This window comes from Sphingobacteruim zhuxiongii (assembly GCF_009557615.1).
GTDB lineage: Bacteria > Bacteroidota > Bacteroidia > Sphingobacteriales > Sphingobacteriaceae > Sphingobacterium > Sphingobacterium zhuxiongii.
In genome coordinates this window covers 4,283,752-4,296,718 of record NZ_CP045652.1, presented here as the reverse complement: position 1 = coordinate 4,296,718, position 12,967 = coordinate 4,283,752, and the positions used below count along the sequence as shown (strand labels likewise).

General features: G+C 38.4%; 17 protein-coding genes. 13 read left to right on the top strand and 4 right to left on the bottom strand.

All coding sequences use genetic code 11. From position 1 onward, the window contains the following. The first annotated feature begins 63 nt into the window (after positions 1 to 63). From GFH32_RS18115 to GFH32_RS18095, 5 genes are read left to right on the top strand one after another with little or no spacing between them, the layout of a single operon-like run. Positions 64 to 777: a DsbA family oxidoreductase gene (locus GFH32_RS18115; protein WP_153512938.1), complete on the top strand. Its 714-nt coding sequence runs from the start codon at positions 64 to 66 to the stop codon at positions 775 to 777. 12 nt (positions 778 to 789) lie between these two features. After that, complete coding sequence (locus tag GFH32_RS18110) at positions 790 to 1,719, top strand: CPBP family intramembrane glutamic endopeptidase (RefSeq protein WP_153512937.1); 930 nt, start codon at positions 790 to 792, stop codon at positions 1,717 to 1,719. Beyond that, positions 1,700 to 1,927, top strand: a complete 228-nt coding sequence (locus GFH32_RS18105) for a putative signal transducing protein (RefSeq protein WP_153512936.1) — start codon at positions 1,700 to 1,702, stop codon at positions 1,925 to 1,927. Before GFH32_RS18110 ends, GFH32_RS18105 begins: the two co-directional genes overlap by 20 nt. After that, positions 1,917 to 2,714, top strand: coding sequence for a phosphatidate cytidylyltransferase (locus tag GFH32_RS18100; RefSeq protein WP_153512935.1), 798 nt, complete (start codon positions 1,917 to 1,919; stop codon positions 2,712 to 2,714). Before GFH32_RS18105 ends, GFH32_RS18100 begins: the two co-directional genes overlap by 11 nt. Positions 2,715 to 2,720: 6 nt before the next feature. Continuing rightward, positions 2,721 to 3,383 carry a DUF2461 domain-containing protein gene (locus GFH32_RS18095; protein ID WP_153512934.1) on the top strand — a complete coding sequence of 221 codons (663 nt, stop codon included), beginning with the start codon at positions 2,721 to 2,723 and terminating at the stop codon, positions 3,381 to 3,383. Here the strand turns inward: GFH32_RS18095 and GFH32_RS18090 are convergent. Beyond that, positions 3,377 to 4,573, bottom strand: coding sequence for an anhydro-N-acetylmuramic acid kinase (locus tag GFH32_RS18090; protein ID WP_153512933.1), 1,197 nt, complete (start codon positions 4,571 to 4,573; stop codon positions 3,377 to 3,379). The genes GFH32_RS18095 and GFH32_RS18090 overlap by 7 nt on opposite strands. Before the next feature lie 72 nt (positions 4,574 to 4,645). Here GFH32_RS18090 and gcvH point away from each other — a divergent pair, with 72 nt between their 5' ends. Then, the gene (gcvH, locus tag GFH32_RS18085; RefSeq protein ID WP_153512932.1) at positions 4,646 to 5,026 is read left to right on the top strand and encodes a glycine cleavage system protein GcvH; all 381 of its coding nucleotides are present in this window, start codon (positions 4,646 to 4,648) and stop codon (positions 5,024 to 5,026) included. 61 nt (positions 5,027 to 5,087) lie between these two features. On the opposite strand, the gene GFH32_RS18080 is transcribed toward gcvH, so the two are convergent. The 3 genes from GFH32_RS18080 to mqnB all read right to left on the bottom strand — a co-directional run bounded on the left by GFH32_RS18080 (position 5,088) and on the right by mqnB (position 7,804). Next, positions 5,088 to 5,840, bottom strand: a complete 753-nt coding sequence (locus GFH32_RS18080; RefSeq protein ID WP_153512931.1) for a DUF6263 family protein — start codon at positions 5,838 to 5,840, stop codon at positions 5,088 to 5,090. 230 nt (positions 5,841 to 6,070) lie between these two features. Next, positions 6,071 to 7,057 (bottom strand): pyruvate dehydrogenase complex E1 component subunit beta, encoded by a 987-nt coding sequence (locus GFH32_RS18075; protein ID WP_153512930.1) that lies wholly within the window; start codon positions 7,055 to 7,057, stop codon positions 6,071 to 6,073. A gap of 120 nt (positions 7,058 to 7,177) precedes the next feature. Beyond that, positions 7,178 to 7,804 (bottom strand): futalosine hydrolase, encoded by a 627-nt coding sequence (mqnB, locus tag GFH32_RS18070; RefSeq protein ID WP_153512929.1) that lies wholly within the window; start codon positions 7,802 to 7,804, stop codon positions 7,178 to 7,180. 52 nt (positions 7,805 to 7,856) lie between these two features. On the opposite strand from mqnB, the gene GFH32_RS18065 reads away from it, so the two are divergent. The 7 genes from GFH32_RS18065 to GFH32_RS18035 all read left to right on the top strand — a co-directional run bounded on the left by GFH32_RS18065 (position 7,857) and on the right by GFH32_RS18035 (position 12,966). Beyond that, the gene (locus tag GFH32_RS18065) at positions 7,857 to 8,270 is read left to right on the top strand and encodes a 6-pyruvoyl trahydropterin synthase family protein (protein ID WP_153512928.1); all 414 of its coding nucleotides are present in this window, start codon (positions 7,857 to 7,859) and stop codon (positions 8,268 to 8,270) included. Between the two features lie 25 nt (positions 8,271 to 8,295). After that, positions 8,296 to 8,919: a GTP cyclohydrolase I FolE gene (gene folE, locus GFH32_RS18060; protein WP_153512927.1), complete on the top strand. Its 624-nt coding sequence runs from the start codon at positions 8,296 to 8,298 to the stop codon at positions 8,917 to 8,919. Between the two features lie 141 nt (positions 8,920 to 9,060). Further along, a complete protein-coding gene (locus tag GFH32_RS18055) occupies positions 9,061 to 9,696 on the top strand; it encodes an O-methyltransferase (protein ID WP_153512926.1) in 636 nt (211 codons plus the stop codon). A gap of 48 nt (positions 9,697 to 9,744) precedes the next feature. Then, positions 9,745 to 10,224 carry a glycoside hydrolase family 73 protein gene (locus GFH32_RS18050; protein WP_160366850.1) on the top strand — a complete coding sequence of 160 codons (480 nt, stop codon included), beginning with the start codon at positions 9,745 to 9,747 and terminating at the stop codon, positions 10,222 to 10,224. Positions 10,225 to 10,238: 14 nt separating this feature from the next. Continuing rightward, positions 10,239 to 11,087, top strand: coding sequence for a glucosaminidase domain-containing protein (locus GFH32_RS18045; protein ID WP_202111239.1), 849 nt, complete (start codon positions 10,239 to 10,241; stop codon positions 11,085 to 11,087). 69 nt (positions 11,088 to 11,156) lie between these two features. Next, on the top strand, positions 11,157 to 11,918 hold the full coding sequence (locus GFH32_RS18040; RefSeq protein ID WP_153512924.1) for a hypothetical protein: 762 nt from the start codon (positions 11,157 to 11,159) through the stop codon (positions 11,916 to 11,918). 1 nt (position 11,919) lies between these two features. Next, positions 11,920 to 12,966, top strand: coding sequence for a DUF3078 domain-containing protein (locus tag GFH32_RS18035; RefSeq protein ID WP_228384170.1), 1,047 nt, complete (start codon positions 11,920 to 11,922; stop codon positions 12,964 to 12,966). Position 12,967: the final 1 nt, after the last annotated feature.

Sequence of the window (12,967 nt, the reverse complement as noted above, 5' to 3'; positions counted from 1 at the left end):
ATATGGCCCCGCTTTTTGGCGGGGCTTTTTCGTTGAATGCCATTAAAAACATTATTTTTGATTATGGTTATAGAAATTTGGTCTGACATCATGTGTCCCTTTTGTTATATAGGGAAACACCATTTTGAAAAAGCTTTAGCTGCTGTTGATTTCAAAAATCAAATCCAAGTAGTCTATAAAAGCTATCAGTTGAATCCGGAAACCAACTATGTTCCGGGAGAAACTGTTTATTCTTTGTTAAGTAAATCGAAAGGCTTAACCATTGAACAAGCAAAAGAAATGACTTCACATGTTGTTAAAATGGCAAATGAAGCAGGATTAACAATAAATTTCGACACGAATATTCCGGCAAGTACTTTTAAATCCCATGTCATGATACATCTTGCTGCGGATAAGGGAAAAGCCGAGGAAATGAATGAACGATTGTTTGAAGCTCATTTTGTTTCGGGCCTTAATATTGAAGATGAGCAAGTATTGAAGACTATGGGGGAATCTTTGGGGCTTACTGCTGCAGAAATACAAGATGCTTTGGCTTCTGAAAAATACGCTTACGCTGTAAAGCAAGATATTCAAGAATCGAGGCAGATTGGTATTCGAGGTGTTCCATTCTTTCTATTTGATAGGAAATACGCCATATCAGGTGCCCAACCGGTGGATTCCTTTGTTGAGGTTTTACAAAAGAGTTTTAAAGAGTGGAAAGATAAAAACCCAGAAATACAATTACTAAATGATCAAGACGGAGATTCTACTTGTGGACCGGAAGGCTGTATCATCTAAGGTATTATAACGATGAATACAGACAGACCTAATTCGCCCTGGTTATCCCTTGTGACACTCTTGGGATTTACCTTCGTGGGAGCACTTGCCTCTCAAATTATCGTGATCGTACTTTTTGCATGGTTATCAGGAAAACTGGACCTCAGTAGTTTGTCTAATCCTGTGATCTTAGCCACATCAAATCGTGGTTTACTCTACCTATTGCTTGCAAGTAGTAGTCTCGGAACATTTTTGTTCCCGGCGATGTTATTGCAAAGGATTGAAAGACATCAAATCGATTATTTTCCCGCAAGAAATGTACAAATAGGCCTGTTTATTGGCTTAAGTTTCCTCTTTTTATTAGCGGCAAGTCCTATTATGGAGTTAATTAGTCGTTGGAATATGGAGATGAGCCTGCCTGAAAGCTTTAAATCAGCGGAAACCTGGATGCGTACTCAAGAAGACGCAATGGCCGATTTGACAAAGAACTTAGTGATGGTTGATAGTTTAAGTTTGTTGCTCACAAATATTGTCGTAATGGCTATAATTCCAGCTGTTGTCGAGGAGTTTTTCTTCCGTGGCGCGCTTCAAACTATATGTTATAGAATATTTGACAACCAGCACGCTGCTATTTGGATTACTGCCATTATATTTTCAGCGATACACGTCCAATTCTTTGGTTTTTTTCCTCGAATGATCCTTGGCTTAATCTTCGGTTATGCGTTTGTTTGGACAAAGAATATATGGGTCCCCGTGTTTGCACACTTTGTAAATAATGCCTCCGTGACAATTATCGCGTATTTTTTCCATAAGCAAGGAAAGACTTATGAGGATCTGCAAAGCGTGGAAATATACTCTCCAATAATTTACCTGAGCAGCTTTATCATTACACTGCTTATCGGGTATTATTTTTATAAAAAGTCAAAAGAAGTAAATAGATTAAATGAATTCGAACTGGACTAAAGTGAAAGTTTTTACAAACCAGCTACAGGCAGAGATTGTAAAACAAATGTTGGTTGAAAATAATATTCCAGCGGTGGTGTTAAATAAGCAAGACTCTTCATACCACTTTGGTGTATTAGAGCTTTATGTGGATAATGAACATACGCTAGAGGCAACAGCCTTAATTGATAGTTTTAATGATGAGGACGAAATAAGTAATGAAAACTAGAGCTATTACTGGATTATTTTTTGTTATTGCACTAGTCTTAGCGACCTTGTTAAATGCCTATGTATTTGTCGCTTTTTTTAGTTTGATTGCTGTTTTTGCAGCTAGAGAGTTTTTTGTAATTTGTAAATCAGAAGAAACAAAGCCCTTATTTGGACTTGGATTATTGACCGCTGGGGTGCTCTCAGTGTTGGCTTCCCTCTATTTCTTGGGCTTAATTGATGTGAAATACCTAGCCCTAGTATTGCCATTATTCTCTTCTATCTTTATTGCTTCACTTTTTCTTAAAAGAGAAAAACCCTTCAATGATATTGCTTATACACTACTTGGGATTTGTTACGGCACCATTCCTTTTATATTCTTTATCGCGTTAGGTTTCATTCATGGAAAATTTAATCCCTATATACCGTTAGGCTTCTTAATTATTCTTTGGGCAAATGATACTGGCGCTTATCTATCTGGACGTGCCTTTGGAAAAACGAAACTATTTGAACGCATCAGTCCCAATAAAACATGGGAAGGGTTTATAGGAGGTGTTGCTTTAGCAGTATTAATTGCGCTGAACCTACAACAATACTTTGGATCTCTTACCAAGATGGAATGGGGAAGTGTTGCCTTAGTTATCGGTGTATTTGGCACTTTAGGTGATCTTGTGGAATCTATGTTAAAACGTAGTTTAGGCATTAAGGATTCTGGACAGATTTTGCCGGGTCATGGTGGCTTTTTAGATCGGTTTGATGGCCTTTTAATTGCTGCCCCACTCGTATATTTACTATTACTATTTATCTAAAAACAGATGAAAATCGAGAAGAGTACCTTTGATTTCTTATTAAGTTTAAGAGAAAACAACAATAGAGAATGGTTTCAAGAACATAAGAATGAGTATGACCAAGCCCATCAAAACGTTCTTGAATTCATCGAGGCAATTATTCTCCGATTAGCGGATTTAGACCCGCATATTCATACGGATATTTCAGCTAAAAAATGCCTGTTTCGAATTTACAGAGATGTTCGATTTTCGAAAAATAAGGACCCTTATAAATCTTGGTTTGCGGCCGGTATTTCCGTTGATGGAAGAAAGTTAGCCGGACCAGAGTATTATATTCATGTTGCACCAGAAGACACGTTTCTTGCCGTAGGATATTGGCGTCCCGAGAAACAGCATTTAGAAGCAATTAGACAAGAGATAGACTACAACGCTAAGGATTTGTTTACGGCGTTAGAAAAGGGCGGCTGGAACGCCGAAAACATGTCGAGTGAGGATAGGCTATCGCGTCCACCTGCAGGGTATACTGTTGATAACGAAAATATAGAAATATTAAAAAATAGAAGCTTTATCTTGTCGAAGAACCTTAGCCGAAAAGAAATGGAGTCCACAAAGGCCTTAGACAAGGTTATCGAGACCTATGCCTCCATGATTCCATTCAAGCAATTTATCCATACGGCGTTAGATCAATAAGGTAGGCTTATTTTACCCATGCAGACTGCAGGAGAATCTTTTATATTGATAACATTTTTAGGGTCTCCACAGAGTGTTTCGTTCGCTAAAACAGCAAATAGACAGGCTTCCTTAGCATCTGGGTCTAATCCAAGTTCCTGAAAGGAGGCTACAGCCCCAGGAAATGCGGCGACCAACTGTTCCATTAACATCGGATTATGTAGTCCACCACCACTCACATATATTTTTGTTTTTTCTAGTCCTGCTATTGCTCGTTTAATTCCCTCAACAATAGTTTGTGCAGAAAAGCTGTTTAGGGTTGCCATCACATCGGCCTCATATAATTGTTCAGTTATACTCACGCTTTCAAGACAGGCATTGAGATAATCTAAATTGAAAAGCTCCGGCCCTGTAGTTTTAGGAAAGTCAATTTTTAGGAAAGGATGACTTTTCAACCGACTTAATAGTTCTGAGCTAACGCGACCTGACGCTGCAACTGCAGCATCTTTATCCATTTCTTCGCCATAATGAGCAAACATATACTGGTTCATCATTGTGTTACCGGGCCCTAAATCTGTTGCATAGGCTTTCAGGTTGGTTCCAACACGGGGTAGAAAGGTGAAATTGGAAATCCCTCCGATGTTTAATAAAATTCGATGTTCCTCTTCGCTACTAAATAATAAATAGTCCCCATAGGCCGCTAATGGAGCGCCCTCACCGCCGGCAGCAAGGTGTTTCTGCCGAAAGTCACTAATGGTGATGATACCTGTTCTTACGGCGAAGTGATCCCCATCTCCAATCTGCAGGGTAGAATTTGGAAGACTTACGTCTCCTGTAAGTGATTGTGGAGCGTGAAACACGGTTTGGCCATGACTCGCGATAACATCAATCTGTGTAGGATCGATATTCCAATCTTTTAGTGTTTCCAGGATAAGCTGGCTATGCACCTCCGCGACATAGGCATTCAAACCGCATAGAATTTGATGGTCTATTTGTCTTTTAGCGAAGATTTTTCTTATCTGTTGTCGAAATAGATCTTCATAAGGCATCGTCGTGAAGTGAATTAGCGAAAGCGTGCTTTCTGTACCAGAACCAGAAATTCTGCATAAGGCAATATCCAGTCCATCCAAAGAAGTTCCGGACATCAAACCGATAATTAAACGGTCTCTTTTTTCTGCAATTTTCGCCAGTTTAACGATACTCTTATTCATACGATAAAAATACATTTAAATTTGTAATCTCCTTTCTTAATCCTATTTTTGGGGAATACAAAAATTAAAAAGATGAATTTTCCTTCTGAATTAAAATACACCAAAGATCACGAATGGATTCGTGTAGAAGGTGATGAGGCTGTTATCGGTATTACAGACTTCGCACAACGCGAATTAGGCGACATTGTATTCGTAGATATCAATACAGTTGGTGAAGAAGTAGCAGCAAATGAAGTATTCGGTACTATCGAAGCGGTTAAAACTGTTTCTGACTTATTTATCCCAGTTACAGCTACAATCTTAGAAGTAAACGACGCTATTGATGCTTCACCTGAATTAGTAAATTCGGACCCTTACGGTGACGGATGGATTGTTCGTGTGAAATTGAACAATGCAGCAGATGTTGACGCGTTATTGTCAGCAGATCAATATAAATCTGAAATCAACGCTTAATCTTAAGCATAACTGAAATTAAAAAAGCCCGATAGTAAAACTATCGGGCTTTTTTAATGCTTTAGTTTTTTGGACTAACTGTAATGTTGTAATCCATAGATACTTTCTGACCTTCAGCATCCATATTCATTTTCATAATTGCTTTTTTTGTGAAGTGCGTATCCGCATCAAGTGTATAGGTTGAAACAAACGTTCCTACTTTTTGACCATCTAGACTTAAGACGTCTCCAGTAGACTCGATGATATAGCCATCAGCATTTTTCTCCACATACTTATTTGAGGATTTTACAACAACCTTATCCGTTGTGGCTTCGGAATCCCATGTATCACCCGGTTTAACCGCGCGATCTGGGTAGCTTGCTGTCATCCCCATTGATTCCATAGAACCAGATGCTTGTTCAGAAACCCCTTCTGGCATTTTTAGTTTGAGTAATTTTCCCTTATCGCTCATGGTCATTAGGGTTTTCTTGCCAACAAGTTTGCCTAATTCCGCGCCAAGCATCTTGCTCATTTCATCATCTGAAGGATTCTCAGAGTCGTATGACATGGTCATCATTCCGGCGTCCATATCCATCCTTATCGCGTCAGTAATCGATTCGAAGAAATAGTTTCCTGCTTCTTTTTTTGTTCCAGAAATGGTTCCTTTTATATTCATGTCCATAATTAGGCTTTGTTCTCCTTCGACATCAGTTTTTATAACCGATATTTGCTGATAGGCCTTGTTTAATGGCACGTTAATTTTAAATTCAACTTCTTGTGCTTGCGTGTAATAAGTGGCAGATGAAAGTAGAAATAATACGAATAGTTTTTTCATGGCTTATTTTCTGTGTGGTAAGTTTTCGTTAGTTGAGTGTATTTTTATTTATACTAAAGTACATAAAAAATAAGGAAATTGAGGGGCGTTGACACCAGATTGTTTCCACCAGATTTTTATTATGTCGGGATTATCGAAGGGACTGATCAATCGATATAAAACCCATTTAAAAAGACATAAAAAAAAGCTACCTATATAGGTAGCTTTTAATATTTTAATAGCTTTTAGGCTTATTTCTTAACGTAAGAAACTTCCTTTACTGCTTTTACTACTTTAGCGATACTTGGAAGAGTTGCCTCAACAAGGGTTGGAGCATAACCAAGAGGTACATCTGCAGAAGTAACACGAGTAACAGGTGCGTCTAAATAGTCGAACGCATGTTTTTGTACGTGGAAAGTAATCTCAGAAGAGATAGAAGCGATTGGCCATGCCTCTTCAACAATTACTAAGCGATTTGTTTTCTTAACAGATTCAAGAATTGCAGGGAAATCAATTGGACGAACAGAACGTAAGTCAATTAACTCTGCATTGATTCCTTCTTTAGCTAATTCCTCAACTGCAGGAATAACAACACGTGGAACCATTTTACCGAATGAAACAATAGTAACGTCTGTACCTTCTTTTACTAAGTTTGCTTTTCCGATTGGTAAATAGTACTCTTCTTCAGGTACTGGACCTTTATCACCGTACATAACCTCAGACTCCATGAATATTACTGGATCTGGATCAATAATAGCCGATTTTAAAAGACCTTTAGCGTCGTAAGGGTTTGAAGGAATTACAACTTTCAAACCTGGTGTGTTTGCAAACCAGTTTTCAAAGTTTTGTGAGTGCTGTGCGGCTAATTGCCCAGCGTTTCCTGTAGGGCCTCTAAATACGATTGGACAGCTGAATTGACCACCACTCATTTGGCGAATCTTTGCAGCAGCATTGATAATTTGGTCGATAGCAACTAAGGAGAAGTTGAATGTCATAAATTCAACAACTGGTTTTAAACCGTTCATAGCAGCACCAACACCAATACCCGCAAAGCCAAGTTCAGCGATAGGTGTGTCGATAACACGTTTAGCGCCAAATTCATCAAGCATACCTTGACTTACTTTGTAAGCACCGTTATATTCAGCGACTTCCTCGCCCATTATAAAAATTGTTTCATCTTTACGCATCTCTTCGCTCATTGCTTCGCGAAGGGCTTCTCTGAATTGTATTTCTCTCATCAGTGTTAGGAATAGTGTCTTTTTAAGATATGCAAAAATACTATATTTTCTCAATAATCCGTACGAACCGCTGCACTATTTTCGATGCATAGCACTGGTTTAATGGAAATAATCACAATATTATGACTGATGTTCCTTAATAAATTCAACAAGCCACGCATTTAATTCTTCCACGGCTTTTGAAATCTTCCAGTTCTCAGTATCTCTCGCCTCTACATAATTCGATAGGGCGCGAACTTGAATTGCAGGAGTATTCAATTGTGATGCGGCATAGAAAAACGCCGCCCCTTCCATCGTTTCAATGGTATCAGGTACGAAGATGGTGCGAAGGAATTCTATTGTATTTTTATTTCCGTGTACTTTATTTACGGTAATTCCAGGAACGCTTTGCAGACGCGTGTAAGTGCTTTTCAATGTGATATCGGGAAGTTGTTCATAAAAGCTGGATTGACCAAAGCCAAGTTTCTCTATGGGTATGAATTCCTCGTGGTCTTCGGCTCCCAATTCAAATATAGAATCCTGAATAACTTTAACAAGGGTACCTAGGGGTTGAGATCTATCGAAAGTACCTGCGATTCCAACATTTAGTAGTAAATCGTATGTTTCTGATGCTAGTCTTGTTCCTAAAGCAAACGCTGTAGCCGTCATACCAACCCCAGTAATCAGATATTCAATCTGATAATCATTTAAGGTAGGGATGGATTTCGCGATTTCGAACTCTGTTGCAGCGACGATTAGAATTTTCATATGTCTAAATGGATGCTCGCTAATTTACATTAAATTACGTTATCTTTGTCTTATGATTTATATAACACGACGCGAACGATTTAACGCCGCTCATAAATTACATAGAGAAGACTGGACAGCTGAAGAAAACGAGCGTGTTTTCGGAATTTGTTCAAATCCGAACTGGCATGGCCACAATTACGATTTGTTTGTTACAGTTAAAGGTGAAATTAATCCTGAAACAGGTTTCTTAATTGACCTTAAAGTAATGAAGGAGATCATTAATACGGAGATTATCGATATAGTGGATCATAAGAATATCAATTTGGATGTGGAATTTATGAAAGGTAAGATGGCTTCCACTGAAGTAATTGCCATGGAAATATTCCATATACTAAAACCATGCTTCGCTAAGGAGAATGTTATCTTACATGCTATTCGTTTGCATGAAACAGAAAATAACTCGGTCGAATATTTCGGCGAATAATTCACATACCTAGAAGATAAACTATATGCACGATTTTGACGAAGCAGAACAAGACGGCTATATCAAAATAGATCAATACAATGAAAAACATGTGGAACGCATCGCGAGCCACTACAAAGATATATTAGACGCGCTTGGTGAAGATCCAAGTCGCGAAGGTCTTATTAAAACACCAGAACGCGTTGCGAAGGCTTTACAGTTTTTGACTCACGGTTATGATATCGATGCGGCGGAAGTATTGAGAGGAGCAATGTTTGAAGAAGAGTATAGTCAGATGGTCGTTGTTAAGGATATTGAAGTGTATTCAATGTGCGAGCACCATATGTTACCTTTCTTTGGAAAAGCGCATATTGCCTACATTCCGAATGGACATATCGTTGGATTGAGTAAAATCCCTCGTGTCGTAGATGTATTTGCACGTAGATTACAGGTTCAAGAGCGCTTAACGAACGAGATTCGGGATTGTATACAGGATACCTTAAAACCAGCAGGTGTTGCAGTGGTTATTGAATGTAAGCATATGTGTATGGCCATGCGTGGCGTGCAAAAGCAAAACTCGGTTACGACGACTTCTGCATTTACAGGTGCATTCCAAAATGACGTCACACGATCGGAATTTTTACGTCTAATAACAGCCTCTCTAGACTAATATCAGAAAATATAAAACATCATTAAAACCGCATTAAAGGCGGTTTTTTTATTGCTTCGTTACCAGTAAAAGTGTTGATATACAGCTGATTAAATAAAAAACAATTGTTTTATATAAACTAAAGTTTTACCTTTGCTCGGTATGTTTGAAGAATTTGAACGTTTAAATTCCTATTTGGAAGATACTACCGACGAAGAAAATGCATTGTTAAAAAAGATCAATCGAGAGACATTTCTTCGGGAGACTATGCCGCATATGTTGTCTGGACATTACCAAGGAAGGGTGTTAGCAATGCTGAGTAAATTGGTTCAGCCGAAACTAGCACTTGAGATTGGAACATTTACAGGATATGCAACAGTTTGTTTGGCGGAGGGATTAAATGAAGGGGGCGTTCTTCATACAATTGATATAAATGAAGAACAGCAGGATAGGGTTCAAAGTTATTTCGACGAATCCGATTTCGCTTCTCAAATTAAGTATCATATAGGAGACGCAGCAGACGTAATTCAAACGATTGAGGGACAATTTGACTTGATATTTATAGACGCTGACAAAAAGCGTAACTTATATTATTTTCAAGAGCTTATTGATCGTGTGAGGACCGGAGGATTAATATTATTAGACAATGTCTTATGGAAAGGCAAGGTTTTTGATGATAAGCCGGATAGTCAGACAAAACAAGTAATAGAATTAAATAAAACACTGGCGAGTGATAATAGGGTAGAAAAATTAATTCTACCAATACGTGACGGGCTTTTTGTGCTACGCAAGAAGTAGTGTTAAACTAAACAGAAGTTTATGCTAAAACATTGTAGAAAGATTTTTATGGTATGTATACTTACCGTAATTACAACTTTAAGCTTGCATGCGCAAGACTACACAACAAGATCGTATATAGAGAAGCACAGTACATCTGCGCAACGTCTAATGCGAGAAACAGGGGTTCCAGCATCAGTTATATTAGCTGTTGCCATTCATGAAAGTGCGTACGGGAATAGTCGTATTGCTAAGTACCTTAATAACCATTTTGGGATAAAGGGGAAAAACAGTAGTACGAAGATTCGCTCTGCTTATAAAGGCTATGGTTCCGTTTTGGACTCTTATCGTGATTTCGTCGGACTGTTGCAAAGAAGAAAGGCAACGAAACCTTTATTCGAGAAGCATGAATCCGATGATTACAAAGCTTGGGTTAAAGGTATAGCTAGATCTGGCTATTCTGAAACTGGAGATTGGACTCGTAAGGTAATTTCTACCATAGATAGATATAACTTAGAGAAATACGACGAGAAGATAAATCTGAATTAATCGTACGGAACAAAATGATAAAGAGATTAATGTTGGCCAGTTTAATATTGGCCATATTTTTTGTTTCATGTGGAACGAAACGTTCTACGGTCCTCCAGAAACCTAATTCTAATAGAGGGACGACACAGGGGACTAATCAAGTTGGAAATCCCAACAAGAAGCCAGCAACATCTACATCAGGACTAGCTTATATCGACCGATATAAAGGTATTGCCATCGAGGAAATGAATCGATATGGCATTCCGGCTAGTATTAAACTCGCACAAGCATTATTGGAATCAGGGAATGGAAATTCCTATTTAGCTGTAAATGCTAATAACCATTTCGGCATTAAATGTGGCGGCACTTGGTCTGGCAAATCGGTTACTCGACCGGATGATGCGGTTAATGATTGTTTTCGTGTTTATAACGACCCCGAACAGTCATTTAAAGATCACTCCCAATTTCTACTTAGAAAGCGATATGAAGGTCTTTTTACATTAAAGAAAGATGATTATAAAGGTTGGGCACGTGGACTGAAACAGGCTGGGTACGCAACAAATCCACGTTATCCCGAACTATTAATCGATTTAATTGAACGTTACAACCTACAACAATATGATGTAGCTGAACGACCAGTAGAGGTTATTGCTCGAGCGGAGCGTGTCGAGGAAATTATTGAAGAGAAAACGATCGCTGAACCAGCTGTGCAGAAAGAAGAGATCAAGAAACCAGTAGCTATGCAGATCTATGAGGTTAAAGCATCAGATACGTTAACCAATATTGCAAGTAGATTCCAAACGACGGTTGCCCTTTTGAAGGAAACCAATGGCTTAACAAGCGATAGCGTTTATGTGGGTCAGCTTCTAGTCGTATCAAAATAGTTACATGCCTCATTAAAAGATGTTAAAAATTAGCAACCTATTCTTCTAAGACGTAGTTTTGAAGTTAGGATGAAAAACCTAATAGCAATATTTTTTCTGATTTTATTGACTTGGAACAGTAAGCTGTACGCGCAAACGGCAGTTGCTGGTATTGTATATGATGGCGAGTCGAAACAGCGCTTAGGGGAAGTCCAAATAAAAAACCTGAATACTAATGTTTTGCTTTTTAACGATAATCGAGGTGAATTTAATATTCAGGCTCAAGAAGGGGATAGGATATCTATTCGAAAACTGGGGTACGTTGGCGACACACTAACGTTTGAGAATCAAAAGGCTTTAATTGTTTCTTTGAAACCTGCAGTAAAAAAGATTGATCCCATTCAAGTGTATGGGCGCCGTTCTCCGGATGATATGCTAAAGGATATTAAAAGAGATTATAAGAAAGCCTTTGATCTTGCTGCGCCTAAAGACTACTTCTCGGTTGGGCCTACTGGAGCTGGGGTAAGTATTGATGCTCTTTATAGTTTAGTTAGTCGTGAGGCCAAAAATGCAAGACGATTTACACAGCATATCGAACGAATCCACGAAGAGAATATCGTAGATTTTTACTTTTCGCCGGATTTAGTACGGTCTTTGATAGGATTAGAAGGTGAACAGTTGCAAGTATTTATGCGTTTATTTAGACCCTCTTACGAATTTGTGTCAAAAGCCAATCATTATCAATTGGTTCAATTTATAAAAAGTAAGTACGAAGTATTTAAACTACACCCAAATTTGCGACCTTTGCGGGAGTTGCCTGATATAAAGTTGGATGTTAACCAAAAAAAATAATATGAAGATAAAATTCTACCTATTACCATGTTTTCTTTTGATGCTAGGTTTTACGATAGCCAATGCGCAAGATTTGAAAGATTTGCGCGTTAGACCAGATAGCTCAATCAATGAAAAGAAGGAGGGGAAGGCCCTCAATGTGAAAAACATTAATGTCCCGATTCCCAAGTTGGATTTAGAAGTTAATTATTGGAAGCACTGGAGTAAGGTTGGAGTCAATTTCAATCAAGCGGCATTTTCTGAAAACTGGAAATTAGGAGGGATTAACTCTTGGGCAATCGTTGGATTGATTTGGCACAAGTCGGACTATACAAAGAATAACTTCAACTTCACCACGGAGATTGATCTCAAATACGGTAAGATTAGAAATGAAGGTCAATTGGCAAAACCAAATAATGACCGTGTTTTCTGGGATAATAAGCTTTCATATAAATTATCTAAGAGCTGGGCGGTCTATACCTCATTTACGTTTGAATCGCAATTTGATAGCCGTTATACCTATGGAAAGGGTAGCGAAGGTCAAGATACCATCACAGGCGTAGTTTCGGCATTTATGTCTCCTGGTTACTTTACAGAATCACTGGGTTTGGAATATAAGCCGGACAATACCTTCTCTCTACGATTTGGTACAGGTACCGCACGTCAAACAGTTATCCTTGATGAAAGAATTAAACCTCGTTCAGCAAATGCTTACTTTCAGCGTTATGGGGAGTATTTTAATTCTTCCGATCACAATAAAGGAACTGGTGAACGATATGGTGTAGAAGAAGATAAAAACTTTAGCAATGAACTCGCGTTCCAGTTGACCGCAAATTTAGACCGTAATTTAACGAAAAATTTAAACCTGAAAGCGCGTTACAACTTATTCGCAGACTACGAAGATATGAATGATCCAGCGCACCGTTTGGACGCTACCTTCTCTGCAAAAGTAACTTCTTTAATTAATGTATCTTTAAGTGGTACAGTGCTTTATGACTCTGCGATGGATGGAGCCGTACAGTGGAATCAAGCTTTGGCAGTAGGTTTGCTTCTAAACTTACCAAAATAGA